This window comes from Streptomyces sp. NPDC053665 (genome assembly GCF_055585285.1).
The window spans coordinates 657,985-684,027 of sequence record NZ_JBVJKK010000003.1; the positions used below are offsets into that span (position 1 = coordinate 657,985).

Sequence of the window (26,043 nt, forward strand, 5' to 3'; positions counted from 1 at the left end):
CTCGTCACGTCCTCACCCGCGTCCGTGCGGGCCGGTGCCCCGCACCGCCGCGCCGGACGGACGCCTGCCCTCGGCGGTGGCACCGGTGGTCGCGTCGCCCGCGGCCCGCCGTCCCGCTCCGCCCTCCGCTCACTCGCAAGGCCATCACGCACATGTTCGACCTCGCCGTCTTCGGCTCCCTCTTCCTCACCCTGTTCGTCATCATGGACCCGCCGGGCATCACCCCGATCTTCCTCGCGCTCACCGCGGGGCGGCCCGGGAAGGTGCAGAAGCGGATGGCCTTCCAGGCGGTCTGCGTCGCCGGCGGGGTGATCACGGTGTTCGGGCTGCTCGGGCACCAGATCCTCAACTACCTGCACGTCTCCGTGCCCGCCCTGATGATCGCGGGCGGGCTGCTGCTCCTGCTCATCGCGCTCGACCTGCTCACCGGCAAGACCGACGAGCCGCAGCAGACCAAGGACGTCAACGTGGCCCTGGTGCCGCTCGGCATGCCGCTGCTGGCCGGGCCGGGCGCGATCGTGTCGGTCATCCTGGCCGTGCAGAAGGCCGACAGCGTGGCCACGCAGGTGTCGGTGTGGTCGGCGATCCTGGCCATCCACGTCGTGCTGTGGCTGGTCATGCGCTACTCGCTGGTGATCATCCGGATCATCAAGGACGGCGGCGTGGTCCTGGTGACGCGGCTGGCGGGCATGATGCTCTCCGCGATCGCCGTGCAGCAGATCATCAACGGCGTCACGCAGGTGATCCAGGGCGCCTGAGGCGGCCCGGCGGCGGGCGGGCACCCGGCTCGTGTCCGCCGTCGCGCAACAGCGCAGCCCCCGCTCGGCCGGTGCCGGGCGGGGGCTGCGAAGCATGGAAGCGCTGCGCGCGTTATGAGGCCGTGGTCTCGGCCGGGCGTATCCACAGGCGCTGCCCGATGGCGGCGGCCTGCTGCACGATGCGGTTGACGGAGGCGGCGTCCACAACGGTCGAGTCGACAGGTGTGCCGTCGACGTCGTCGAGTCGCATGATTTCGAAGCGCAAGGGCTTCTCCCTTCGTCTGGTCATCCTCCTGAGGAGAACTACTTGAGTGGTGGCCCACCAGGCTGCGGCGCTCGGTGTTCCGTAGGGGTCAACGGAATCGGGTGCCTCAAACATTCCCTACGCTAAGGAAAATTTTCGAACGTCTAATTACTGAGCCGTAAGAGTGTTGTTACGGGACCGACCGGGACCGGTTGTGTTCGCAGTGTGACCGCCCGGACAATGGAAGAGATGAACGACGACCTGGCGGCCCTCAGTGCCCGCATCGACCGCACCAACGAGCTGCTCCAGCGCATGCTCGCCGAGGTGGCGAAGACGCCCTCCACGCACGCGATCTTCGTAGATGCCGGGTACCTCTACGCGGCCGCCGGGCGCCTGGTCTCCGGGACGGAGGACCGGCGCGCCTTCGACCTGGACGCCGAAGGGCTGATCGACGCGCTCATCGACCGGGCCCGCACGGTCTTCGCGGACAGCAGGCTCCTGCGGGTCTACTGGTACGACGGCGCCCGCCGCCGGATCCACACCGCCGAGCAGCAGACCATCGCCGAACTGCCGGACGTCAAGGTGCGGCTGGGCAATCTGAACGCCAACAACCAGCAGAAGGGCGTCGACTCCCTCATCCGCACCGACCTGGAGTCCCTCGCCCGGCACCGCGCCATCAGCGACGCGGCCCTCCTGGGCGGCGACGAGGACCTGGTCTCCGCGGTCGAGGCCGCCCAGGGCTACGGCGCCCGGGTCCACCTGTGGGGCATCGAGGCGCCGGAGGGCCGCAACCAGGCGGAACCCCTGCTCTGGGAGGTCGACAGCCAGCGCACCCTCGACCTCGACTTCTTCAAGCCGTACGTCTCCCGCCGCACGGCCGCCGCCTACGAGCCGGCCGCGTCCCGGCCCACCCGGGACGACGTGCGGTTCGTGGGTGCGCAGATCGCGGCGAAGTGGCTGGCCGCCCGCGGCCGGGACGCGCTGGTGGAACTGCTGCCCGGCCACCCGTACCTGCCCGGCTCGGTGGACCAGGACCTGCTCGTGGAGGCGGAGGGCCTCCTCCAGTACTCCCTGCGCGGCCAGGCGGACCTGCGCCGCTCCCTGCGCGACGGCTTCTGGGACCACTTGCAGACGCTGTACTAGGCGCCTGCCCGCGGTGAGCGGCGCCGCACTCGCCGGCCCGCACCCGCCGGCCCGCAGCCGGTGGTCGCGCGGACGCCGGTTCCTCACCCGCGCCGCGTGCCGTCCCAGAAGTCGGCCAGGGCCTGCGCCGTCGGCAGGGGGCGGTCGGCGTTGGGGGAGTGCTCGGCACCCTCGACGACCGTGCGGTGCGCGCCCAGGCGTACGGCCATGTCGTCCAGGACCGGCACGGGCCAGGTGTCGTCGTACGCGCCGGACAGGACGTGCATCGGCAGCGGCACCGCGGCCAGTTCGGCCACACGGTCCGGCTCGCTGCACAACTGCCGTCCCGTCGCGAGCAGTTGCGCGGGCTTGTTGCCCAGCCAGCGCCGGCGCATCTGCTCCTCGTCGCCGAACCCCCGGGCCGGACCGCCCACTTCCTCCGGCGGGCCCATCGCCCGGATGGCCTCCCACACCTCCTCCATCGACATCACGGCCAGCGCGTCGCGCAGCAGCTTCACCCGCTGCTGCTGGGAGACGGAGATCTCGGCCGGGCCGGACGACATCAGGGTGAAGGACAGGAAGGGGGAGTGGTCGAGCAGGACGGCGGCACGGGCGATCTGCCCGCCGAGCGAGTGCCCGACGAGGTGCACCGGCACGCCCAGCGCCGCGGCCTGGGCATGCACGTCCCGGGCCAGTTCCCGCTGGCCGTAGGCCGATTCGTCGCTCTCGGGACCGTCCGACTCGTGCTGGCCGCGCCCGTCCACGGCGACGAGCCGGTAGCCGCGCTCCGCGAGCGGCTCGTGCAGCAACCGGAAGTCCTCCTTGCTGCCGGTGAACCCGGGCAGCATCAGCACGACCCCCGCGAGATCCCTCCCCTCCTCCGGCGACGAGTCGACGACGGCGAACTCACCGCGGTCCGTGCGCAGACGGTAGGCACGGGCGCCCGGGGGCGGGGGGAAGGCGGGGTGGCTGGTCACGGGGTGAGGGTAACGGGTGGCACGGCCCTCGGGGTCGCGCGGCGTCCGTGACCGTGCTGCCCCGGAGCGGCGCGAGAACGCCGACGGCCCGGCCCCCGGGTGCGGGGGCCGGGCCGTCGGGCGGGAGGTCAGCCCTCCGTGGGCTCCGCGCCGGCCGTGGCCTTGCGCGTACGGCGTGCCTTCGGCTTCGCCTCGGCCGTGTCGACCGCTGCCTCGGCCTTGGTGGCCGCGGTCTTGCGGGTGCGGCGGGGCTTGGCCTCGGCGGCGTCGGGCTCCTGGACCGTCTGGGCCGGGATGTCGGCGGTGGCGGTCTCGGTGGCCTTGCGGGTGCGGCGGCGCGGCGTGGCCTCGGTGGCCTCGGCCGTGTCGACGGCTTCCTGTGCGGCGGCGGCCGTCTTGCGGGTGCGGCGGGGCTTGGTCTCGGTGACCGTGTCCGCGGCCTCGGCGGTCGCAGCCGCCTTGCGCGTCCGGCGCGGCTTGGCCTCGGCGGCCTCGGCCGTGTCGACCGCTGCCTCTGCCTTGGCGGCCGCGGTCTTGCGGGTGCGGCGCGGCCTGGCCTCGGCGGCGTCGGGCTCCTGGACCGTCTGGGCCGGGATGTCGGCGGTGGCGGTCTCGGTGGCCTTGCGGGTGCGGCGGCGCGGCGTGGCCTCGGCGGCTTCGGCCGTGTCGACGGCATCCTGCGCGGCGGCGGCCGTCTTGCGGGTGCGGCGGGGCTTGGTCTCGGTGACCGTGTCCGCGGCCTCGGCGGTCGCAGCCGCCTTGCGCGTCCGGCGCGGCTTGGCCTCGGCGGCCTCGGCCGTGTCGACCGCTGCCTCTGCCTTGGCGGCCGCGGTCTTGCGGGTGCGGCGCGGCTTGGCCTCGGCGGCTTCAGCGGCTTCGGCCGGCTCGGCCACGGCAGGGGTCTCCGCCTGGGCGGCGGCCTTGCGCGTGCGGCGCGGCTTCGGCTCCGTCGGCGCGGCCTCCGTGGTGCCCTTGGCCGTGTCGACGGCGTCCTGAGTAGCGGTGGCCTTGCGCGTACGGCGACGCGGCGCACGGGCCTCGGGCTCGGCGGTGACCGGCTCGGCTTCCACGGCCGGCACGGTCTCGGTCGCCACCGGCGTCTCGACCGCGGGCGTCTGCGAGCGGCGCGTGCGGCGCCGGCGCGGCGCGGTGTCCGTCCCGGCGGCCGTCGCGGCCTCGGTAGCCGTGCCCTCGGCAACCGTGCCCTCGGCCGTCGCCACCGCCGCTTCCGCCTGCTCGGTCACCGCTGCCGGGGCAGCCGTGACCGGAGCGGCTCCGGCCGCGGCGCCACCGCGCGTGCGGCGACGGCGGCGCGGCGTGCGCGGCGCCGTGTCGGCCTCCGCCTCGGCCGTACCGCCGGCGACGGCGGTCTCCGGGGCGCCGGTGCCCGCGGGCGCCGGGGCGCCCTCGGTCGACGCACCGCCCCGCGTGCGGCGACGGCGGCGCGGCGTGCGCTCGGAGCGCTCGCGGTCCGCGGAACGCGACTCGTCGCGCCCGCCGCGTCCGTCCCGGCCACCGCGGCCGCGCGGCCCGCGGCCGCCCGGCTCGCCCAGGTCCTCCAGCACCTCGGCGTCCAGACCCGCGCGGGTGCGCTCCGAGCGCGGCAGGATGCCCTTGGTGCCCTCGGGGATGCCGAGGTCCGTGTACAGGTGCGGGGAGGTGGAGTACGTCTCCGGCGGGTCGGTGAAGCCCAGGTCGAGCGCCTTGTTGATCAGCTGCCAGCGCGGGATGTCGTCCCAGTCGACCAGCGTGATCGCCGTACCCTTCGCGCCCGCGCGGCCGGTCCGGCCGATGCGGTGCAGGTACGTCTTCTCCTCTTCCGGCGACTGGTAGTTGATGACGTGCGTGACGCCCTCGACGTCGATGCCGCGGGCGGCGACGTCGGTGCAGACGAGCACGTCGACCTTGCCGTTGCGGAAGGCGCGCAGGGCCTGCTCGCGGGCGCCCTGGCCGAGGTCGCCGTGGACCGCGCCGGAGGCGAAGCCGCGCTGCTTGAGCTGGTCCGCGAGGTCGGCCGCGGTGCGCTTGGTGCGGCAGAACACCATGACCAGTCCGCGGCCCTCGGCCTGGAGGATGCGCGCGACCATCTCGGGCTTGTCCATGTTGTGCGCGCGGTAGATGAACTGCTTCGTGTTCGCGACCGTCGCGCCCGCGTCGTCCGGGGAGGTGGCGCTGATGTGCGTGGGCTGCGACATGTAGCGGCGGGCCAGGCCGATGACCGCGCCCGGCATGGTGGCCGAGAACAGCATCGTCTGGCGCCGCACCGGCAGCATGTTGATGATCTTCTCGACGTCGGGCAGGAAGCCCAGGTCGAGCATCTCGTCGGCCTCGTCGAGGACCAGGCACTTGACGTGCTTCAGGTTCAGCTTCTTCTGCCCGGCGAGGTCGAGCAGCCGGCCCGGGGTGCCGACGACCACGTCGACGCCCTTCTTCAGGGCCTCGACCTGGGGCTCGTAGGCCCGGCCGCCGTAGATGGCGAGGACGCGCACGTTGCGTGCCTTGCCCGCGGTCAGCAGGTCGTTGGTGACCTGCGTGCACAGCTCGCGCGTGGGGACGACGATGAGGGCCTGCGGGGCCTCGGTGAGGTCCTCGGGCGCGGCGCGTCCGGCCTCCACGTCCGCGGGGACGGTGACGCGCTCGAGGAGCGGGAGGCCGAAGCCCAGCGTCTTGCCGGTACCGGTCTTGGCCTGGCCGATGACGTCCTTGCCCGAGAGGGCGACGGGGAGCGTCATCTCCTGGATGGGGAAGGGGTTGATGATGCCGACGGCCTCCAGGGCCTCGGCGGTCTCGGGGAGGATTCCGAGCTCTCGGAACGTCGTAGTCAGGGTGCTGCCTCTTCTGTGTGGGCGGCGCGAGGCGAGCGCGGGGTCGTGTCAGGACCGTGCCGGGTACGTCGGCTGCCTACGGGCGGGCCGTAGAGCACGGGACCGCGCCGACGCTCTAGCGCTCATGCCGCTGAGGGTGTCCCTCCGGCTGCCGTACGCACTGTGCCGTACGGGCTGGAGGTCTGTCGGGTCGGAGCCGATCGGGCCACCGACCGGGCATCCTCATACGTGCGGCCTGTCGAGGTACGTCGACGTACCAGCAGGCGCATTACCACCATACCCCGGATTCCCGCACATGCGATGGCCGATTTGGTCACGTAGTCGTCGTCACAGTGATCGACCAGGGCCTTACACCCCCCGGCGGGCGGGCTATTGTGCGCTGCATGACGAGCTCTGACAAGCCTGAGAACGCCTCGGACACCGCCGCCTCCGCGGCCACCCCGGTCGCCGCCCGCGACTGGGCGACGGCCTCCGCCGACCCGCAGTACCGCGCCGCGGTCGTGGACCTGCTGGGTGCGCTCGCGTACGGGGAGCTGGCGGCGTTCGAGCGGCTGGCGGAGGACGCCAAGCTGGCGCCGACGCTGGAGGACAAGGCGGAGCTGGCCAAGATGGCGTCGGCCGAGTTCCACCACTTCGAGCGGCTGCGCGACCGGCTCGCCGAGATCGGCGAGGAGCCGACGCGGGCGATGGAGCCGTTCGTCGCCGCCTACGACGGCTTCCACAAGCAGACGGCCCCCTCGGACTGGCTCGAGGGACTCGTCAAGGCCTACGTCGGGGACTCCATCGCCAGTGACTTCTACCGTGAGGTCGCCGCCCGGCTGGACTCCGACTCCCGCGACCTGGTGCTGGCCGTGCTCGACGACACCGGCCACGGCGGCTTCGCCGTGGAGAAGGTGCGGGCCGCGATCGACGCCGACCCGCGGGTGGGCGGACGGCTGGCGCTGTGGGCACGGCGGCTGATGGGCGAGGCCCTGTCCCAGTCGCAGCGGGTGGTGGCGGACCGCGACGCGCTGTCGACGATGCTGGTGGGCGGTGTCGCGGACGGCTTCGACCTCGCGGAGGTCGGGAAGATGTTCTCCCGGATCACCGAGGCGCACACCAAGCGGATGGCCGCCCTGGGCCTGGCCGCCTAGCGGGCCGCCGCGCCCCGGCCGGAACCGCCCTCGGGGTCTTTCCGTCGCCCCGGCCGCCGGCGCCTGCGGCCGCTCAGGCGGTCGCCGACCGGCGGCGCAGTCTTCCCGCGGGGCGCAGCAGCAGCGACAGCGAGGCGACCGAGACGATCACCGCGCCGAGCAGCACCACGAGCAGGTGCCCCGCGTCCAGCGCGCTGTGCATGACGAACGCCCCGAACAGGGCGCCCATGACACCGGTCGACAGGACCAGGGGGCGGGCCGGGAGGCGGTGCGGCAGGCGGTGCACGGCCGCCCAGGCCAGCGTGAGGCCGAGGAGCGCGGAAGTCAGCGTTTCCAGGAGCATGTCGGGGGTCCCTCCCACACGGCCGGCCTGCCCGAATCGGTCGTAGCCCGTCTTACCCCTGACCTGCGGAATCCAATCCACCTGTGGGGTGCCTGTGCTCCATTCGTGGAGACATGCCGAAACCCGGAGGCGGGAACGCGAACGGGGCGGGACCGCGAATGGAGGCGGGGAAACGCGAACGGGGCGGGACCGCCGACCGGCGGTCCCGCCCCGTTCGCGTGCGAGCGTCTACAGCGCGCCGAAGCCCACCTTGCGTGGAGCCGGCTCGCCGAGCTCCACGTAGGCGAGACGGTCGGCCGGGACCAGGACCTTGCGGCCGTGCTCGTCCACGAGGCTCAGCAGCGCCGACTTCCCGGCCAGCGCCTCGGACACCGCCCGCTCGACCTCCTCGGCACTCTGACCGCTCTCCAGAACGATCTCGCGGGGCGCGTGCTGCACGCCGATCTTGACCTCCACGGCTATGTCCCTCCGACGGTCAGTGATGTGCGCGACCTTCCGCGCCGTACGCAGCACACATTAGCCCGGTGAGGGGACGTACATGCTCCGCCCGAGAACGCCACGAGCGAACACCGGGCGGGAACAAAGCGCCCCTCAGTGGTGCGGCTGATCCGTCCCGTGCAGCGGGAAGCCCGCGATGCCCCGCCACGCCAGCGAGGTGAGCAGCTGCACCGCCTGGTCGCGGGGCACGCTGCGGTCGCTGTGCAGCCAGGAGCGCGCCACGACCTGGGCGAGGCCGCCCATGCCCGAGGCGAGCAGCATCGACTCCGCCCGCGACAGGCCGGTGTCCTCGGCGATCACGTCGCAGATCGCCTCGGCGCACTCGTTGGTGACCTTGTCGACGCGCTCGCGCACGGCGGGCTCGTTGGTCAGGTCCGACTCGAAGACCAGGCGGAAGGCGCCGCCGTCGTCCTCGACGTACGCGAAGTAGGCGTCCATCGTGGCGCGGACGCGCTGCTTGTTGTCGGTCGTCGAGGCGAGCGCGCTGCGCACGGACTGGATGAGCGACTCGCAGTGCTGGTCCAGCAGGGCGAGGTAGAGGTCGAGCTTGCCCGGGAAGTGCTGGTAGAGCACCGGCTTGCTGACGCCGGCCCGCTCCGCGATGTCGTCCATCGCGGCGGCGTGGTAGCCCTGGGCCACGAACACCTCCTGGGCGGCACCCAGAAGCTGGTTGCGTCGGGCACGGCGCGGCAGGCGTGTACCTCTCGGGCGAACCGCCTCTGTCTGCTCGATGGCTGTCACGCCGCCTCCCAAAGTCGTCCACGTGCGGATCTGGCCGCGTCGCCATCGTACTTTTCGGTAACCGTGGTGTGCGCGGTGAGAGCGCAGAATTTCACGGACCGGACGGTTACGAAAGCGGTTGACAAGGTTTCAAACAGGGTCAGAGCGGGCAAAATGCGGCTCCTTTCCTGCTCGGTGGTGCGTTCCGCCGCCCTTCGGCGACGTGCGTCACCGGTAGTCGTCCTCGTCCAGCGAGACGATCCGCGCCTGCTCCGCCATGTCGGCCTCGTTGGCGCGCCCCGGGTCGACGGCCGTCAGCGGGTCGTCGCGGTCCGGCGTGATGTCCGCGTGCTGCTCGGCCGCGTCGACCTCGGGGGCCTCGACGTCGAACTCCGGCGCCTGCGGCGCGTCCTCGGCCTCGAACGTCTCCGGGTCGGTGGGGTCTACGGCCATGCTGGGCTCCCTTCCTGCGATCGTCCCTGGGAATGCAGGGGCCACACGCGGGTGCCCTCTCCACGAGCGTAGGAGACACCCGTTCCGGACGCTATGCGATCCGCGTCCGGAGTGTGACCCGTTGTGCGTCCCGTCGACTGCTTTCCATGGTGCTACCGAGTGCCTCGGGTGCGACCCCCCATCCGGCTCATTCCTGTGACGGCGAACACACGGGCCGCGGCGTGATCGTCTCGTAACATTGCCGCATGTCTTCGACCGAGCTGCCGTTCGTGCCGCCTGCCAACGTGCTGCCGAAGGTGGGCACCGTCCGGGTGGCGGAGGGCGAGCGGCTGAGGTCGGTCGAGCTGCCCGGGGTCACCCTCACCGTCCGGTCCAGGCCGCCGGCGCGCGACGGGCTGCCGCCCGCCCTGTACGTGCACGGGCTCGGGGGGTCGTCGCAGAACTGGTCGGCGCTGATGCCGCTGCTGGCGGACGCCGTCGACAGCGAGGCACTGGACCTGCCGGGCTTCGGCGACTCGCCGCCACCGGACGACGGCGACTACTCCGTCACCGGGCACGCGCGCGCGGTCATCCGCTACCTCGACGCCTCCGGCCGCGGAGCCGTGCACCTGTTCGGGAACTCGCTCGGTGGCGCCATCGCCACCCGTGTCGCCGCGGTCCGTCCCGATCTGGTCCGTACGCTCACGCTTGTGTCACCCGCTCTGCCCGAGATCCGCGTCCAGCGCTCCGCCGTGCCCACCGGGCTCCTGGCGGTGCCCGGCGTGGCCCCGCTCTTCACCCGCCTCACCCGGACCTGGACGGCCGAGCAGCGGGTCCGCGGCGTCATGGCCCTCTGCTACGGCGACCCCGGGCGCGTGACGCCGGAAGGGTTCCGCAACGCCGTGCAGGAGATGGAGCGGCGGCTGAGGCTGCCGTACTTCTGGGACGCGATGGCGCGTTCCGCGCGCGGGATCGTCAACGCCTACACCCTGGGCGGCCAGCACGGACTGTGGCGCCAGGCCGAGCGGGTCCTCGCACCCACCCTGCTCGTCTACGGCGGCCGCGACCAGCTCGTCGGCTTCCGCATGGCCCAGCGGGCGGCCCGCGCCTTCCGTGACTCCCGGCTGGTGACGTTGCCGGAGGCGGGCCATGTGGCGATGATGGAGTACCCGGAGACGGTGGCCACGGCATTTCGCGAACTCCTCGCCGATGCGGGAGAGTTGGGCACCGAGCGGGCGCGACGGGCGGAGAGCGCCGCGCAGGACGGGCCAGAGCCGGAGAGCACCGACGAGAGCATGGGGGGCTGAGGCGCGACGTGGGACGCCACAGCCGCCGCGGGTCGGTCGCCAAGGGCGACACCGCGGAGAGCAGGGCCGCTTCGGCGCAGAGGCCGGCGCCCGGCTCCGACACGAGCCGGGGCGGCCGCGCCGCGGCACCCGGCGCCGCGCAGGGCGGCTGGCCGCCGCCGGGCACGCGCAGGCTCCCGGGACGGCGTCCCGCGCCCTCCCCGGGCGCCGCACCGCGGCACCCCGACAGCGGCTTCCCGGACGGCACGCCGGCGCACGGTCTACCGCGTCTGCCCGACGGCACCCCGGCGCGAGGTGTGCCTCGGCCGCCGGGCGGTACTCCTGGTCGTGGAGTGCCGGGTTCCGGCGGTGGGACGGTCCCGCAGGATGATCCGCGGTTCGCGGACGGCACGCCCCCGCGCGGAGTGCCGCGCATCCCGGACGGCACCCCCGCCCGGGGTGCGCACCGGCCGCCGGACGGCACGCCCGCGCACGGGTTCCCGCAGGTCCGGGGCGGTCACCCCGAGCAGCGGGAAGCCGGGGGCGGCTGGGGTGAGTCGAGGGGGAGCGGCGGGGGACCCGCCGGAGTCGGTGCTCCGATACCGCGGCAGCGCCGGGCGTCCGTGCCCGTGCCGCGGCAGGAGTATCTCGACGCCTTCGACGAGGAGGACGACGTCTTCGCGCCCCGTACGCCCGCCTCCGCGCACGCCGCGGACGCCGGCGGTTCCGCGCCGGACCGGAAGGCCGGCGCCCCGGCCGGTTCCGGCGACGCCGGCCGGCCCTCCGGTACGCCCGTGCCAGGCAAGGGCGGCAAGGGCCGCGCCTTCACCGGCATCGCGGCCGCCGCCGTGACCACCGTGCTGGCCGTCGTCGTCGCCGGACAGGTCGCCGACGACCGGGGCGGGACCGGCGTGCAGTCGCAGTCCGCCACCGATCAGGCCCGTGACCTGCGTGATTCCGCCTCGCGTGCGGACGGCAGGGCGCCCGCCCCGCTGCCCGCCGCGCCCCCGCCGACGTACGGCGAGAAGATGGGCCGGATCTACCCGCTCGGCGCCGCGTTCACGGGTTCGGGGAAGTTCGACGCCGTCCCCGGCATCGACAAGGCGCCCGGCACCGGCCGGAAGTACACCTACCGCGTGGACGTCGAGCGAGGACTCGGGCTGGACGGGGAACTGTTCGCCGAGGCCGTGCAGAAGACGCTCAACGACGGGCGCAGCTGGGCCCACGGCGGCGCCCGCACCTTCGAGCGCATCCACTCCGGCGAGCCCGACTTCGTCATCACGCTCGCCAGCCCCGGCACCACCGCCGACTGGTGTGCCAAGTCCGGTCTGGACACCACCGTGGACAACGTCTCCTGCGACTCGGCCGCCACCGAGCGCGTGATGATCAACGCCTACCGGTGGGCCCAGGGTTCGGAGACCTACGGGGACGGCAGGATCCACGCCTACCGCCAGATGCTGATCAACCACGAGGTCGGGCACCGGCTCGGATACGGTCACGTGACCTGTGACAAGGACGGCGATCTCGCCCCGGTCATGCAGCAGCAGACCAAGTTCCTGGAGCACGACGGCATCAGCTGCCGCGCCAACGCCTGGCCGTATCCGGGCAGTTGACCCGCAGGGCGGAGGTGTGTCGCGGCTCGCGTTGACATGTGCAGAGAGTTCGTACATATTTCTGAGCATGTCGCCCCGTCACGTCTCCGTTCGCGCCGCCATCGAGCTGGCGCTCATCGGCGTGACCCCGCTCTGCGTGGCCGACATCCACTGTTGCTGACGCCCGCCCGAGGCGCGCGTCGCGAATCAGCACCCTCTTGTGCGTGACCCCGTCACGCCTTCTTCGACGACCCGGCGCCGGGCAGACGTCTGTCTTCATCCGTCTCACCCTTCGTCACTCCGTCTCGCCATCCGGGATCGACCGATCCGGACGCGGCGGGACGCCCTTCCGAGAGGTCGTCATCCCGATGCGCCAACCGTCCGTCACAGCGCGCCGCGTGGCCGCGGCATCCGTCAGCCTGTTCCTGGCAGCGGGTGCCGCCGCCTGCGGGCCTGAGGACAACGATGCCAAGGCCGCCGGCGGCGACTCCACGCCCCGCAAGGGCGGCACCCTCACCGTCCTGAACGCCAACCCGCAGCAGGACTTCGACCCCGCCCGCCTCTACACCTCCGGCGGCGGCAACGTCCCCTCCCTGGTCTTCCGCACCCTCACCACCCGCAACCGGGAGGACGGCGCGGCCGGCGCGAAGGTCGTCCCCGACCTGGCCACCGACACCGGGCGTCCCAACAAGGACGCGACCGTGTGGACGTACACCCTGAAGGAGGGCCTGAAGTTCGAGGACGGCACGCCGATCACCTCCGCCGACATCAAGTACGGCATCGAGCGCTCCTTCGCCCCCGAGCTGTCCGGCGGCGCCCCCTACCTGCGGGACTGGCTGACCGGAGCCGCCGACTACCAGGGCCCCTACAAGGACAAGAAGGGCCTGGACGCGATCGAGACGCCGGACGAGCGGACCATCGTGTTCCATCTGAACAAGCCCGAGGGCGAGTTCCCCTACCTGGCCACGCAGACGCAGTTCACGCCCGTCCCGAAGAGCAAGGACAAGGGCACCAAGTACGAGGAGCACCCGGTCTCCTCCGGGCCCTACAAGGTCGTGCGCAACGAGAACGACGGCGAGCGGCTGATCCTGGAGCGCAACACCCACTGGTCCGCCGCGACCGACGACGAGCGCAAGGCCTACCCGGACAAGATCGACGTACGGTCCGGGCTCGACTCGTCCGTCATCAACCAGCGGCTGTCCGCCTCCCGCGGAGCGGACGCCGCCGCCGTCACCACGGACACCAACCTCGGCCCGGCCGAACTCGCCAAGGTCACCGGCGACAAGGACCTCGCCGCACGCGTGGGCACCGGGCACTTCGGCTACACCAACTACCTCGCGTTCAACCCGAGGATCAAGCCCTTCGACGACGCCAAGGTGCGCCGGGCGATCTCGTACGCCGTCGACCGGTCCTCCGTGGTCAACGCGGCCGGCGGATCCGCGCTGGCCGAACCGGCCACCACCTTCCTCCCGAACCAGAAGTCCTTCGGCTACACGCCCTACGACCTCTTCCCGGCCGGCAAGGCCGGTGACCCGGCCAAGGCCAAGCAGCTGCTGAAGGAGGCCGGGCACCCGAACGGCCTGACCATCACGCTGACGCACTCCAACGCCAAGGACTTCGAGACCAGCCCGGAGATCGCGACCGCCGTCCAGGACGCCCTGAAGAAGGCCGGCATCACGGTCAAGCTCCAGGGCCTGGAGGAGAACGACTACTCCGACAAGATCCACGACGTGAAGACCGAGCCGGGTCTCTTCCTCGCCCACTGGGGTGCCGACTGGCCCTCCGGCGGTCCCTTCCTCGCCCCGATCTTCGACGGCCGGCAGATCGTCGAGGACGGCGCGAACTTCAACACCGGCCTGCTGGACGACAAGTCCGTCAACGCCGAGATCGACGCGATCAACAAGCTGACCGACCTCGACGAGGCCGCGAAGCGCTGGGGCGCGCTGGACAGGAAGATCGGCGAGAAGGCCCTGACCGTCCCGCTGTTCCACCCGGTCTACAAGCGCCTGTACGGCGAGGACGTCAAGAACGTCGTCATCAGCGACTGGACCGGTGTGCTGGACGTCTCGCAGGTCGCGGTGAAGTGACGTCGTGAGCGAGGCACTCGTCACCGTCGAGGCGGCCCGGACGGACACCACCGTCCCGGCCGCCTCGGGGGCCCGTCAGTTCTGGCGGCGGCTGCGCACGCAGCGCGCCGCCCTCGTCGCGGCGGCCGTCGTCGCGGCTCTCGTCCTCGTCGCGCTCGCCGCACCCCTGCTCACCGCCGTCGAGGGGCAGGACCCGACCACCTACCACCCCGCCCTCGTCGACTCCGCGCGCGGTGGTGTGCCCGTCGGCCCGTTCGGCGGCGCGGGCGCCGACCACTGGCTCGGCGTCGAACCCCAGACCGGCCGGGACCTCTTCGCCCGGCTGGTGTACGGCGCGCGGGTGTCGCTGGGCGTCGCGCTCGCCGCGACGGTCGTGCAGCTCGTGCTCGGCGTGGTCGTCGGTGTCGCGGCCGGGCTCGGCAACCGCTGGGTGGACCTCGTCCTGACCCGCGTCGCCGACATCTTCGTCGCCATGCCCCTGATGGTCGTCGCCCTCGCCCTGCTCGCCGTCGTGCCCACGAGCTTCCCGCGCCCCGTGCTGGTCGCGCTGGTCGTGGGCCTGGTCTCCGGCTGGGGCACGCTCGCCAAGATGGTGCGCGCGCAGACCCTCACGCTCAAGCAGCTCGACTACGTCGCCGCCGCCCGGCTCAGCGGCTGGGGCACCGTCCGCATCGCCCGGCGCGAACTGCTGCCCGGGCTCGCGGCGCCCGTCATCACCTTCGCGGCCATCCTCGTCCCGACGAACATCACCGTCGAGGCGGCCCTGTCCTTCCTCGGCGTGGGCGTGAAGCCGCCTACCCCGTCCTGGGGGCAGATGCTCACCTCCGCCGACGTCTGGTACCAGGCCGCGCCGCAGTACCTGCTGCTGCCCGCGGGCGCGCTGTTCGTCACCGTCCTCGCCCTCACCGTGCTCGGCGACGGCGTGCGCACGGCCCTCGACCCGCGCGCCTCCTCACGCCTGCGCGTCGGGACGGGCCGCGAGAAGGAGGCCTCGTGACCGGCTTCGGAGGGTTCGTGCTGCGCCGCGCCGTCGGCGCCCTCGTCACCCTGTTCGCCCTCTCGCTGATCATCTACGTCGTCTTCTACGTCACGCCCGGCAACGTCGCCCAGATCACCTGCGGGCCCCGCTGCTCACCCGCCCAGGTGCAGCAGGTCGCGGAGCAGCTCCATCTGAGCGACCCGTTGTACGAGCGGTACTGGCACTTCCTGCAGGGCCTGGTCGCCGGCCAGGACTACTCCACCGGCACCGCGGTGCAGCACTGCTCCGCACCCTGCCTCGGGCTGTCGTACCAGAGCGACCAGCAGGTCACCGCCCTGATCCTGGCCAAGCTCCCGGTCACGGCCTCCCTCGCGCTCGGTGCGATGGTGCTGTGGCTGATCATCGGCGTCGGCACCGGCGTGCTGTCGGTGTGGCGGCGCGGGCGGCTCACCGAGCGGCTGCTGACCACGCTGACCCTCGCGGGCATGTCCACGCCGGTGTTCGTCATCGGACTGGTGCTGATGATCGTCGTCTGCGGCCAGCTCGAACTGCTGCCCTTCCCGCAGTACGTCGCCTTCACCGAGGACCCCGAGCAGTGGGCCTGGAACCTGCTGCTGCCCTGGCTGTCCCTCGCGCTCATCGAGTCCGCGACGTACGCCCGGCTGACCCGGTCCGCGATGCTGGAGACCCTCGCCGAGGACCATGTGCGCACCTTCCGCGCCTACAGCGTCGGCGAGCGGGCCGTCATCCGGCGGCACGCGCTGCGCGGCGCCGTGGCCCCGCTCATCGCCGTGAACGCCAACAACATCGGCGTGCTGTTCGGCGGCGCGGTGCTCACCGAGACGCTGTTCGGCCTGCCCGGCGTGGGCCGGGAGATGGTCGAGGCGGTCAAGGTCGTCGACCTGCCGGTGGTCGTCGGCATGGTCCTGGTCACCGGCTTCTTCGTGGTCCTCGCCAACGCCGTCGCGGACGTGCTGTACGCGGTGGCCGACCGACGGGTGGTGCTGACATGAGCCTGGTCGAGGTGACCGGTCTCCAGGTGGACTTCGGCGGGCTGCGGGCCGTCGACGGGCTCTCCTTCCGGCTGGAGCAGGGCGCCGCCCTGGCCCTGGTCGGCGAGTCCGGGTCCGGCAAGTCGACGGTGGCGTCCGCCCTGCTCGGCCTGCACCGCGGCACCGGGGCCCGGGTGCGCGGCGAGGTCCGGGTGGCCGGCACCGACGTGCAGGCCGCCTCCGAGGAGGAGCTGCGGCGGCTGCGCGGCGGCAGGGCCGCCATGGTGTTCCAGGACCCGCTGTCCTCCCTCGACCCGTACTACGCGATCGGCGACCAGATCGCCGAGGTGCACCGGGTGCACGCGCGCGTGTCCCGGCGGGCGGCACGCGCGCGTGCCGTGGAGGTGCTGGACCGGGTGGGCATCCCGGACGCGGCACGCCGCTCCCGCTCCCGGCCCCACGAGTTCAGCGGCGGCATGCGCCAGCGCGCCCTCATCGCCATGGCGCTCGCCTGCGAACCCGCCCTGCTGATCGCCGACGAACCGACCACCGCCCTCGACGTGACGGTGCAGGCCCAGGTCCTCGACCTGCTGCACGACCTGCGCACCGAGACGGGCATGGGGCTGCTCCTCGTCACGCACGACGTGGGCGTGGCGGCCGAGAGCGTCGACGAGGTGCTGGTGATGCGGCACGGCCGGGCGGTCGAGCACGGCCCGGTCGCCACCGTCCTGGGCGCTCCGGAGCAGCCGTACACGCGTGAGCTGCTGGCCGCGGTACCGCGGGTGGACGCGCCGCGGGCTGTGGGGGCGGGGTTGGGGGGAGCCGCGGTGGCGGTGCCGGGGAACGCCGCGCCGGCGGTGCCGGGGGAGGTCGTGCGGGGGGCGGCCGGGCCGGGGGCGCCCGGTGAGGTCGTGCCTGGAGTGCCCGGTGAGGTCGTGCTGGAGGCGAGCGGTCTGCGGCGGGCGTTCGGGCGGGGCAAGCGGGCGGTCACGGCCGTGGACGACGTGTCGCTGACCCTGCGACGCGGCGAGACCCTCGGGATCGTGGGGGAGAGCGGCAGCGGCAAGACGACCCTGGGCCGCATGCTCGTGGGGCTCCTGCAACCGACCGCCGGGTCGATCACCCTCGACGGCCGTCCGCACACGGGTGTGAACCCGGCCGTGCAGATGGTCTTCCAGGACCCCGTGTCGTCGCTCAACCCGCGGCGCAGCGTGGGCGAGTCCGTCGCGGACCCGCTGCGGGCGCGCGGCGAACGCGACCAGGAACGCGTGCGGGCGCGGGTGGGGGAACTTCTGGAACGCGTCGGCCTGGAGGCGGCGCACCAGGACCGCTACCCGCACGAGTTCAGCGGAGGGCAGCGCCAGCGCATCGGCATCGCCCGGGCCCTGGCGGCCGACCCGCGGGTCGTCGTCTGCGACGAACCGGTCTCCGCGCTCGACGTCACCACGCAGGCCCATGTGGTGGCCCTGCTGGGGGAGTTGCAGCGCGAGCTCGGACTCGCGCTGGTCTTCGTGGCGCACGACCTGGCCGTCGTGCGCCAGGTCAGCGACCGGGTCGCGGTCATGCGGCGGGGCAGGGTCGTCGAGGAAGGGCCGGCCGACGAGGTGTACGCCTCGCCGCGGGACCCGTACACCCGTCGGCTGCTGGCCGCCGTACCGGCCGTCGACCCCGAGGTCGCGGCCCTGCGCCGAGCGCGACGGCGGGAGCCCGCGGTGGTGTGAACGCCGGGCGCGCCGCACGGGATGGTCCCGGGAGGGCGGCGGGCAGCGCCGCCCCGGCGACAGGAGTTGGCCGGGGCGTGACGATCCGTGTCCGGTTGATCTCCTAGCGCGACGGAACGCGACCCGCACGGGAAAGTTACGACCGTTCACCCCTTTTGGTGGTGCGACGGACAACCGTCCGTCGCACCCCCGCCTTGTCCGCATACGTTCGTCCCGCTGCGAGCCGCCGGGCAACGGCGGCTCCCCATACGGGAGATCGGGGGTGCACTCGTGCGCATCGGACTGCTGACGGAGGGTGGCTATCCGTACGTGAGCGGTGACGCCAGGCTCTGGTGCGACCGGCTCGTACACGGGCTCGCCCAGCACGAGTTCGACGTCTACGCGCTCAGCCGCAGCCGGCACCAGGAGGACGAGGGCTGGGTCCCGCTGCCACCCAACGTCCGCAGGGTGCGCACCGCTTCACCCTGGTCCGCCGAGGACGACGAAGCCGTGCTGGGCCGCCGGGCCCGCAGGCGCTTCACCGAGTGCTTCGCCGAACTGGCGGCAGTGCTGTGCGGCGCGGGCGCGGGCGGGTCCCCGAGCGGGACGGCCGCCGCAGCCGCCGGGGCTCCCGCGGAGGGGTTCACCCCTGAGGCGGACCGTTTCGTCAACGCTCTGTACGGGCTCGCCGAACTGGCCCGCGACGAGGGCGGCCTGACCGGAGCGCTCCGCTCGGAGGCCGCCGTGCGCACGCTGGAGCGCGCCTGCCGCGCGCCCGGCGCGCACCGGGCGGCCCGCGAGGCCCGCGTGCCCGACCTCCTCACCGTCACCGCCCACCTGGAAAGCGCCCTGCGCCCCCTCTCCCTCGACTGGTACGAGGACGACGGGCTCGGCGCCGTCGACGTGTGCCACGCCGCGTCCGGCGGCACGGCCACCCTGCCCGGACTGCTGGCGCACCACTTCACCGGCGTGCCCCTGATGGTGACCGAGTACGGCGTGCGCCTGCGCACGCACTACCTCACCGCCCCGGACGCCCCGCCCGCCGTACGGTCCCTGCTCGCGGCCTTCCACGGCCTGCTCGCGGCCGAGGCCTACCGGCGGGCCGAGGTCGTCACCGCCGGCAACACCCACGCCCGGCGCTGGCAGGAGCGCTGTGGCGCCGACCGGGGCAAGCTCCGCACGGTCTACCCGGGCATGGACGCCCGGCCGTTCGCGGAGGTGGGGGAGTCCCCCGAGTACGCGGATCCGCACACGCTGGTCTGGGTCGGCCGCGTCGAGCCGGCGAAAGACCTGGTCTCCCTGCTGCACGCCTTCGCCGAGATCCGCAGGCAGGAACCGCGGACCCGCCTGCGCGTCGTCGGAGCGACCGCCGGAGACGAGGGCGCCGCCTACCTCGGCCACTGCCGGACACTGGCCGCCCAGTTGTTCCCCGACGAGGCCGCGGGGCCGCACGCCGCCGGGGACAACCCCGTGTCCTTCGAGGAGATCGGCGGCCCCGAACTGCCGTCCGCCGCCGAGGCCTACGCCTCGGGCGCGGTGACCGTCCTGTCCAGCGTCGTGGAGGGCTTCCCGGCCGGCCTCGTCGAGTCCATGCTCTGCGGGCGGGCGACGGTCTCCACCGACGTCGGCGCGGTCGTGGAGATCATCGGCGGCACCGGGCTGGTCGTCCCGCCGCGCAATCCCCGGGCGCTCGCCGACGCGTGCGTGGCGCTGCTGCGCGACCCCGAGCGCCGTCAGCGCCTCGGGGCCGCCGCCCGCGCCAGGGCGCTCGAACTGTTCACGGTCGAGCAGAACATCGAGGCCTTCCACGGCATCTACCTGGAGATCGTCTCGCGCGCGCCCGTCCGCCGGGCCCTCGACGGCGCGGGCGAGCCGCTGCCCTTCGCGGTGCCCGCCGAGGCGCGGGTTCCCGTGCGGTGGTCCTCCCCGTCGCCGCGCCTCGCCGCGCGCCGGGGTCCCGGCTGGGCCGCGGGCCGTCCCGTCCGGGCGACCACGCCGGTGCCGGCCCCGGAGGGAGCGCGATGAAGGACCTGGGCGGCGCACTGGACCGGCCGGGCACCCCGATCGGCCCCGGTGCAGGAGAAACCGACTCGGAGCGGACGCCGGCCCCGGGGAGGGGAAAGAGCGGTTCGGAACCGACGGCACGGGGGGCCACGGAGGATTCCGGGGCCTCGGAGCCGATGGCATCGGGGGGCGACGTGGACTTGCCCTCGGGCGGGTCGGAGTCGCCGGTGTCGCGGTATGCGGCACCGGAATGGCCGGTCTCGGAGCGCTCCGGATCGGAGTCGTCGGTGGCGAAGCGCTTTAGATCGGAGTCGCCGGTGTCGGAGCGTGCGGAGGGCGCGTCCGGGGTGGCGGGAGGCGCGGGGGTGAGCGCTCCTTCGGTGGGCGGGCGCGAAGGTGTCTCGCGGGTGACGGCGCCCGGTGCCGCCACTGCCCCGGCACCGGCCCCGCGTCGAGGCGCGGCCGACCCCGTGAAGGCCCTCATGCACCGCCACCGCGAGCTCTGCGAACGCGCGGTGGACCCGCTGGAGATCGCCGCGGGCCTCGAAGCGCACGGCATCACCGACCGCACCGCCGCCCGCTTCCGGCACCGGGACGTGTTCTCCCTCGCGGAGGAAATGTACGCACGCGTCTCCCGGGAGAGCGACGCGCCTCCGCCCGCCCCGACCGCCGCTCCCCGCGTGCGCGCCGACTGGGTGCTGCTGACGCTCCTGCCCGGAGTGCTGTGCGCCGCCGCCGTGACCGCCCTGGATCTCACCCAGGGCCGGACGCGCTTGTACGCCGCGGTCGCCGGGGCCCTCGCCCTGGCCCTGGCCCTCCGTGCGGCCCTGCGCCGCGGCCCGCTGAGCCTCACCGAGGGAGGCGGGCCGGGGCCCCGCCCCGGTGCCGCTCGGGGCAGGACCGCCGTATGGACGCTGTGGCTCCTCGGCTACGCACTGCTCGGTGACGGTCTGCTCCGCAGCGCCCTCGCCGGAGGCCCGGACTTCCCGCCCACCGGAGCCGCGAACGGGCCCTGGCCCCTCACCGCGGCCCCGGTCCTGGCTCTCGCCCTGGCGTGCGCACCGGCGGCCTGGAGCGCCCACCTCCTGACCGCGCGGGCCCGGCGCAAACTCGTCGCGAGCCGCGGTCTGGAGGACTTCGCCGCCTCCGTCCGGCCCTTGCTGCTCGGCACGTTCGCTCTGTTCATGGCCGCCCTGACGGCCCTGGCCGTCCTGAGCACCACCCTCCTCGACGAGCCGTCGGCCTATGCGGAGGTGCTCACCCTCGGCGCCCTGCTGCACCTGGCCCGCCTCCTCACCGTCCACGGCTTCGCCTACGCACCGGCCCTCGTCCTCACGGCCACCGCCCTGGTCGAGGCGGCCGCTCTCGCCTCCGTGTTCGTCTCCCGCCTTCCCGGATGCGGTTTCGTCGCCACTCCGGTCGAGGCCCTCGTGGCCACCTGGGGAGCCGGCAGCGTCCCGGTTCTGGCGTGCGGTGCCGGGGCCCTGGCCCTGCTGCTCCACACCACGCGCAAGCTGGCCCGGGCCTCCGCCCACGCGCCGCCGGACCAGCCCCCGGTGACGCCCTCCGGGTGAGCGCCCGGCCATCCGCGGCCGGCGCGGCCTCCCACGCCCCCGTCACCGCCTCACAGCCCCACCCCCCACAGCTTCGGACACCACCCCCCACACCCGTTCCGTCCCGCCCTCAAGGAGAACCCGCATGACCAGCCAGCCAGGAGCCCCGGCCGCGACAGGAGCCGCGCGATGAGAGTCCTGCTGATCGGAGCCAACGGCTACATCGGCCGCTTCGTCGCCGACCGCCTGCTCGCCGACCCGGCCGTCCAGCTCACCGCCCTCGGCCGCGGCGACGACGCCGACGTCCGCTTCGACCTCGCCTCGGGCAGCCCGGGCGCCCTCACCCGCTTCCTCGACGCGGTCCACCCGGGAGTCGTCGTCAACTGCGCAGGCGCCACCCGGGGCGGGGCCCGCGAACTCACCCGCCACAACACCGTCGCCGTCGCCACCGTCTGCGAGGCCCTGCGCCGCAGCGGCTGCGGCGCCCGACTGGTGCAGATCGGCTGCAGCGCCGAATACGGACCCAGCCAACCCGGCTCCTCCACCGCCGAGGACGCCGTGCCCCGGCCGGGCGGCCCGTACGGGGTCAGCAAGCTCGCCGCCACGGAACTCGTCCTCGGTTCCGGCCTGGACGCCGTCATCCTGCGCGTCTTCTCACCGGCCGGCCCCGGCACCCCCGCCGGCTCCCCCCTGGGCCGCCTCGCCGAGGCCATGCGCCGGGCCATGCAGTCAGGCGACGGCGAGCTGAAACTCGGCGGCCTCGGCGCCCAGCGCGACTTCGTCGACGTCCGCGACGTGGCCCGCGCCGTGCACGCCGCCTCCCTCTCCGCCGCGCAGGGCGTCATCAACATCGGCTCCGGGCGCGCCGTGCGCCTGCGCGACGCCGCCGCGGTCCTCGCCCGCGTGGCCGGGTACGGCGGCGCCCTCCACGAACTGGACGGCCCGCCCGGTGCCCTGCGCCCGGCCATCGGCCACCCGCGGCCCGACTCCGACCACGCGGCCCCGGTCGCGTACCCGTACCCGGACGGCTGCGGCAGCTGGCAGCAGGCCGATGTGCGCACCGCCCGCGACCGGCTCGGCTGGCGCCCCCGGATCGGTCTTGAGGAGTCCCTGGCCGACATCTGGATGGAGGCGGCATGCCGCATCTGACCAGGCCACAACCGCGCACCCCCGGCACGGAACTCCGTCCCGGCGTCGGCGTCCCCGGCTACGCCCACCCCCTCCTCGCCAGCGCCGAATGGGGTGAGCTGACGAGGCCCGGCACTCCACTGCACTGGGTGGTCCTCAACGTGGCCGACGGGCCCGGCGCCCGCCCCGACCCGCACTGCCTGGAAGCCGCCGGCCGCCTGCGCAACGCGGGCGTCCGCGTCCTCGGACACCTCGACACCCGCTACGGCACCCGGAGCTTCGGCGAAGTCGTCTCGGACGCTCACCGGTTCGTCGACTGGTACCAGGTCGACGGTTTCCTCCTGGAGCGCTGCCCGGCCGACCACGTCGGGCTGCCCGAGGTGCGCCGCACGGTCGCCGCGCTCCGCATGGTCCGTGACGAGGCCCACATCGTCCTCGGCCACGGCATCCACCCGCACCCGGGATACGCCGACCTCGCCGACCAGCTGGTCACCTTCTCCGGACCGTGGAGCGACTACCGCTGGTCCCAGGTGGCCGAGTGGACCGCCGAGTACGAACCGGAGCGCTTCTGCCACTTCGTGCACGGCGTGCCCCGGCCCCATCTGGAGGAGGCGCTGCGCATCGCCCGCTGGCAGGGGGCTTCGACGGTCTGGTTCACCGACCACACCGACCGCGGTGGCCGGGTCGACCCCTGGGAGGCCATGCCCGGCTACTGGGACGACATCGTCTCGCTGGTCGGAACGGGTGTCTCGGAATGAAAAAGGGCATGGCAGTGTTACGGGGAGAACAACCGTAGTGATTGACCGACCAACGGAGTCCCCGTGTCGTTGCCACCCCTGGTCGAGCCGGCTGCCGAGCTCACCGTAGACGAGGTCCGCAGGTACTCCCGCCACCTGATCATCCCCGACGTCGGGATGGACGGGCAGAAGCGGCTGAAGAACGCCAAGGTGCTGTGTGTCGGCGCCGGCGGCCTGGGCTCGCCGGCGCTGATGTACCTGGCCGCAGCGGGCGTCGGCACCTTGGGCATCGTGGAGTTCGACGAGGTCGACGAGTCGAACCTGCAGCGCCAGATCATCCACAGCCAGGCCGACATCGGCCGGTCGAAGGCCGAGTCCGCCCGCGACAGCGTCAAGGGCATCAACCCCTACGTGAACGTGGTCCTTCACGAGGAGCGGCTCGAGGCCGACAACGTGATGGACATCTTCAGCCAGTACGACCTGATCGTCGACGGCACGGACAACTTCGCGACCCGCTACCTGGTCAACGACGCCTGCGTACTGCTGAACAAGCCGTACGTGTGGGGTTCGATCTACCGCTTCGACGGTCAGGCCTCCGTCTTCTGGTCCGAGCACGGTCCCTGCTACCGCTGCCTCTACCCGGAGCCCCCGCCCCCCGGCATGGTCCCCTCCTGCGCCGAGGGCGGCGTCCTGGGCGTGCTGTGCGCGTCCATCGGCTCCATCCAGGTCAACGAGGCCATCAAGCTCCTCGCCGGCATCGGCGAGCCCCTCGTCGGCCGCCTGATGATCTACGACGCCCTGGAGATGCAGTACCGCCAGGTCAAGGTCCGCAAGGACCCCGACTGCGCGGTCTGCGGCGAGAACCCCACCGTCACCGAGCTCATCGACTACGAGGCCTTCTGCGGCGTCGTGTCCGAGGAGGCCCAGGCGGCGGCCGCCGACTCCACGATCACTCCGAAGCAGCTCAAGGAGTGGATCGACGACGGCGAGAGCATCGACATCATCGACGTCCGCGAGCCGAACGAGTACGAGATCGTCTCCATCCCGGGCGCCCGGCTGATCCCGAAGAACGAGTTCCTCATGGGCACCGCCCTGGAGAGCCTGCCGCAGGACAAGAAGATCGTCCTGCACTGCAAGACGGGTGTCCGCAGTGCGGAAGTCCTCGCGGTCCTGAAGTCCGCGGGCTTCTCGGACGCCGTCCACGTCGGAGGCGGCGTGATCGGCTGGGTCAACCAGATCGAGCCGAGCAAGCCGGTCTACTGACACCGACCTGACGGTCCGGGCCACCAGGCCGGACCCTGACGCCCGGTCACATCGGCGGGGGTCGCGGGCACCACGGGTGCCCGGGGCCCCCGCCGTCGTCATGAGCAGACCTTGCCGTCCTTGGGCACCGACCCGTCGAGCAGGTACGCCTCTACCGTGGAGTCCACGCAGTCGCTCCCGCTGCCGTACGCCCCGTGGCCCTCGCCACGCCAGGTGAGCATCACCCCGACGCCCTCGCCCAACTCGTCGGCCATCCTGCGGGCACCCTCGTAGGGCGTCGCCGGATCGCCCGTGTTGCCCACCACCAGGACCGGCGCCGCTCCCGGTGCGCCGACCTCCGGGGTGTCGTGCTGTCCGGGCACGGGCCAGTCGTGGCACCAGCCGGCCGTGTCCCACGCGAGGAACGTGCCGAAGACCGGGGAGATCCTTTCGAACCGGGGCAGCAGCTTCTTCGTCTCGGCAGCGGTCGGCCGCTGCCTGTCGTCCAGGCACGATATGACCCGCTGGGAGTGGGTCGTCGTGCCGTAGCGCCCCGAGGAGTCACGCTCGTTGTAGCCGTCGGCCAGCGCCAGGAGCTCCGAGCCGTCGCCCTTCTTCGCCGCGTCCAGTGCGCGGGTCAGGCTCGGCCAGCCGTCCTTGTCGTACAGGGGCAGGATGATGCCCGTGACGGCGAGGGACTGGGTCAGCTTCCGCTCGGGCGTGCCCGTCTCGAGGGGGCGGGCGTCGATGCGCCGGAGCAGGGCCGCGATCTCGCGGGAGCCTTCCTGCGGGTCCTGGCCGGTGGACGTGAGGTAGTTGTCCAGCGCGCGCTGGAAGCCGCGGGCCTGGTTCTCGGCGTGGCCCACGGTGTCGGCGCCGGGGTCGACGACCGCGTCCAGAGTCATGCGCCCGACCTTCTCCGGGAAGAGGTGGGCGTAGGTGCCGCCCAGCTCGGTGCCGTAGGAGATGCCGAAGTAGTGCATCTTCGCGTCGCCGAGGACCTCGCGGATGCGGTCCATGTCGCGTGCAGAGTCGGCGGTTGAGACGTGCGGGAGCAGCTTGCCGGCGGCCTTCTCGCAGCCCTCGCCGAAGTCGGCGGCGTCGGCGAGGTAGGCCTTCTCCTCGGCCGGGGTGTCCGGGGTGACGTCCACCGACTCGGCCGCCTGGATCTCCTCGTCTCCGCGGCAGCGCACCCCTTCGCTGGCGCCCACGCCCCGAGGGTCCCAGCTCACCAGGTCGTAACGCTCGCCCAGTCGCGAGACCGTCGGGGCGTAGGACGGCATCATGGACACCCCCGAAGCGCCCGGGCCGCCGAAGTTGAACAGCAGCGAGCCCACGCGGTCCCCGCCCCGGGCCTTGGCGCGGATCAGCCCCAGGCCGATCGTCTCGCCGTCCGGCTTCGACCAGTCCAGCGGCACCTCGAGCGTGGCGCACTGCCATTCGCTGCTCGGCGCGGGCCCGTCGGCCGTGGCCTTGCAGCGGCCCCAGGAAAGCCCGCCCCTGCCGTCGTCGGGCGTGCCGCCGCCGCTGCAGCCCGCGGCCAGAAGGGCCGAGGCCGCCGCCGCAGCGGCCCACCGTACGAAGCGCGTCATCGCCCATCCCCCCTCACAGGCCGTCCGCTTCGTGCCGCGGATGGCGGTCAGGCCATGGTAGGCAGAACCCGCGGCCGCCGGTCCGGCCTGTGGATAACC

General features: G+C 73.2%; 23 protein-coding genes. 15 read left to right on the forward strand and 8 right to left on the reverse strand.

Annotated features, from left to right (window positions below; all coding sequences use genetic code 11):
• The first annotated feature begins 152 nt into the window (after positions 1-152).
• On the forward strand, positions 153-758 hold the full coding sequence (locus ACZ6ZN_RS15975; RefSeq protein WP_398106680.1) for a MarC family protein: 606 nt from the start codon (positions 153-155) through the stop codon (positions 756-758).
• 112 nt (positions 759-870) lie between these two features.
• Here ACZ6ZN_RS15975 and ACZ6ZN_RS15980 read toward each other — a convergent pair whose 3' ends face one another.
• The gene (locus tag ACZ6ZN_RS15980) at positions 871-1,047 is read right to left on the reverse strand and encodes a hypothetical protein (RefSeq protein ID WP_167545766.1); all 177 of its coding nucleotides are present in this window, start codon (positions 1,045-1,047) and stop codon (positions 871-873) included.
• A 204-nt stretch (positions 1,048-1,251) separates the two neighbouring features.
• Here ACZ6ZN_RS15980 and ACZ6ZN_RS15985 point away from each other — a divergent pair, with 204 nt between their 5' ends.
• Entirely contained in the window at positions 1,252-2,145 is an 894-nt protein-coding gene (locus tag ACZ6ZN_RS15985; protein WP_398106679.1) for an NYN domain-containing protein, read from the forward strand.
• An 83-nt stretch (positions 2,146-2,228) separates the two neighbouring features.
• Here ACZ6ZN_RS15985 and ACZ6ZN_RS15990 read toward each other — a convergent pair whose 3' ends face one another.
• Positions 2,229-3,101 (reverse strand): alpha/beta fold hydrolase, encoded by an 873-nt coding sequence (locus tag ACZ6ZN_RS15990; RefSeq protein WP_398106678.1) that lies wholly within the window; start codon positions 3,099-3,101, stop codon positions 2,229-2,231.
• A 128-nt stretch (positions 3,102-3,229) separates the two neighbouring features.
• On the reverse strand, positions 3,230-5,833 hold the full coding sequence (locus ACZ6ZN_RS15995; RefSeq protein WP_469646598.1) for a DEAD/DEAH box helicase: 2,604 nt from the start codon (positions 5,831-5,833) through the stop codon (positions 3,230-3,232).
• A 476-nt stretch (positions 5,834-6,309) separates the two neighbouring features.
• On the opposite strand from ACZ6ZN_RS15995, the gene ACZ6ZN_RS16000 reads away from it, so the two are divergent.
• Positions 6,310-7,059: a ferritin-like domain-containing protein gene (locus ACZ6ZN_RS16000; RefSeq protein WP_451876094.1), complete on the forward strand. Its 750-nt coding sequence runs from the start codon at positions 6,310-6,312 to the stop codon at positions 7,057-7,059.
• A 73-nt stretch (positions 7,060-7,132) separates the two neighbouring features.
• Here the strand turns inward: ACZ6ZN_RS16000 and ACZ6ZN_RS16005 are convergent, their stop codons facing one another.
• From ACZ6ZN_RS16005 to ACZ6ZN_RS16020, 4 genes are all read right to left on the reverse strand, one after another.
• Positions 7,133-7,402 carry a hypothetical protein gene (locus tag ACZ6ZN_RS16005; protein WP_451876095.1) on the reverse strand — a complete coding sequence of 90 codons (270 nt, stop codon included), beginning with the start codon at positions 7,400-7,402 and terminating at the stop codon, positions 7,133-7,135.
• A 228-nt stretch (positions 7,403-7,630) separates the two neighbouring features.
• Positions 7,631-7,858, reverse strand: a complete 228-nt coding sequence (locus ACZ6ZN_RS16010; RefSeq protein ID WP_037674258.1) for a DUF3107 domain-containing protein — start codon at positions 7,856-7,858, stop codon at positions 7,631-7,633.
• A 135-nt stretch (positions 7,859-7,993) separates the two neighbouring features.
• Positions 7,994-8,641 (reverse strand): TetR/AcrR family transcriptional regulator, encoded by a 648-nt coding sequence (locus ACZ6ZN_RS16015; protein WP_398106674.1) that lies wholly within the window; start codon positions 8,639-8,641, stop codon positions 7,994-7,996.
• A 207-nt stretch (positions 8,642-8,848) separates the two neighbouring features.
• Positions 8,849-9,073, reverse strand: coding sequence for a hypothetical protein (locus ACZ6ZN_RS16020; protein ID WP_451876096.1), 225 nt, complete (start codon positions 9,071-9,073; stop codon positions 8,849-8,851).
• A 245-nt stretch (positions 9,074-9,318) separates the two neighbouring features.
• On the opposite strand from ACZ6ZN_RS16020, the gene ACZ6ZN_RS16025 reads away from it, so the two are divergent.
• From ACZ6ZN_RS16025 to moeZ, 12 genes are all read left to right on the forward strand, one after another.
• The gene (locus ACZ6ZN_RS16025) at positions 9,319-10,359 is read left to right on the forward strand and encodes an alpha/beta fold hydrolase (RefSeq protein ID WP_451876097.1); all 1,041 of its coding nucleotides are present in this window, start codon (positions 9,319-9,321) and stop codon (positions 10,357-10,359) included.
• Positions 10,360-10,367: 8 nt separating this feature from the next.
• Complete coding sequence (locus ACZ6ZN_RS16030) at positions 10,368-11,951, forward strand: DUF3152 domain-containing protein (RefSeq protein WP_469646602.1); 1,584 nt, start codon at positions 10,368-10,370, stop codon at positions 11,949-11,951.
• 67 nt (positions 11,952-12,018) lie between these two features.
• Positions 12,019-12,111, forward strand: a complete 93-nt coding sequence (locus ACZ6ZN_RS16035) for an Ms4533A family Cys-rich leader peptide (RefSeq protein WP_311774658.1) — start codon at positions 12,019-12,021, stop codon at positions 12,109-12,111.
• Between the two features lie 187 nt (positions 12,112-12,298).
• A complete protein-coding gene (locus tag ACZ6ZN_RS16040; RefSeq protein WP_469646606.1) occupies positions 12,299-14,017 on the forward strand; it encodes an ABC transporter substrate-binding protein in 1,719 nt (572 codons plus the stop codon).
• A 4-nt stretch (positions 14,018-14,021) separates the two neighbouring features.
• Positions 14,022-15,014: an ABC transporter permease gene (locus tag ACZ6ZN_RS16045; protein ID WP_398106669.1), complete on the forward strand. Its 993-nt coding sequence runs from the start codon at positions 14,022-14,024 to the stop codon at positions 15,012-15,014.
• Entirely contained in the window at positions 15,011-16,009 is a 999-nt protein-coding gene (locus ACZ6ZN_RS16050; protein WP_469646609.1) for an ABC transporter permease, read from the forward strand. Before ACZ6ZN_RS16045 ends, ACZ6ZN_RS16050 begins: the two co-directional genes overlap by 4 nt.
• Complete coding sequence (locus ACZ6ZN_RS16055; protein ID WP_469646612.1) at positions 16,006-17,709, forward strand: dipeptide ABC transporter ATP-binding protein; 1,704 nt, start codon at positions 16,006-16,008, stop codon at positions 17,707-17,709. Before ACZ6ZN_RS16050 ends, ACZ6ZN_RS16055 begins: the two co-directional genes overlap by 4 nt.
• A 270-nt stretch (positions 17,710-17,979) precedes the next feature.
• Positions 17,980-19,713, forward strand: coding sequence for a DUF3492 domain-containing protein (locus ACZ6ZN_RS16060; RefSeq protein WP_469646615.1), 1,734 nt, complete (start codon positions 17,980-17,982; stop codon positions 19,711-19,713).
• A gap of 461 nt (positions 19,714-20,174) precedes the next feature.
• Entirely contained in the window at positions 20,175-21,266 is a 1,092-nt protein-coding gene (locus tag ACZ6ZN_RS16065) for a hypothetical protein (protein ID WP_469646618.1), read from the forward strand.
• Between the two features lie 168 nt (positions 21,267-21,434).
• The gene (locus ACZ6ZN_RS16070) at positions 21,435-22,394 is read left to right on the forward strand and encodes an NAD-dependent epimerase/dehydratase family protein (RefSeq protein ID WP_369193827.1); all 960 of its coding nucleotides are present in this window, start codon (positions 21,435-21,437) and stop codon (positions 22,392-22,394) included.
• A complete protein-coding gene (locus ACZ6ZN_RS16075; RefSeq protein WP_469646620.1) occupies positions 22,382-23,131 on the forward strand; it encodes a spherulation-specific family 4 protein in 750 nt (249 codons plus the stop codon). The genes ACZ6ZN_RS16070 and ACZ6ZN_RS16075 overlap by 13 nt, the downstream gene beginning before the upstream one ends.
• A gap of 63 nt (positions 23,132-23,194) precedes the next feature.
• Entirely contained in the window at positions 23,195-24,373 is a 1,179-nt protein-coding gene (moeZ, locus tag ACZ6ZN_RS16080; RefSeq protein ID WP_333936861.1) for an adenylyltransferase/sulfurtransferase MoeZ, read from the forward strand.
• A 98-nt stretch (positions 24,374-24,471) separates the two neighbouring features.
• Here moeZ and ACZ6ZN_RS16085 read toward each other — a convergent pair whose 3' ends face one another.
• Entirely contained in the window at positions 24,472-25,944 is a 1,473-nt protein-coding gene (locus tag ACZ6ZN_RS16085; RefSeq protein ID WP_469646622.1) for an alpha/beta hydrolase, read from the reverse strand.
• Positions 25,945-26,043: the final 99 nt, after the last annotated feature.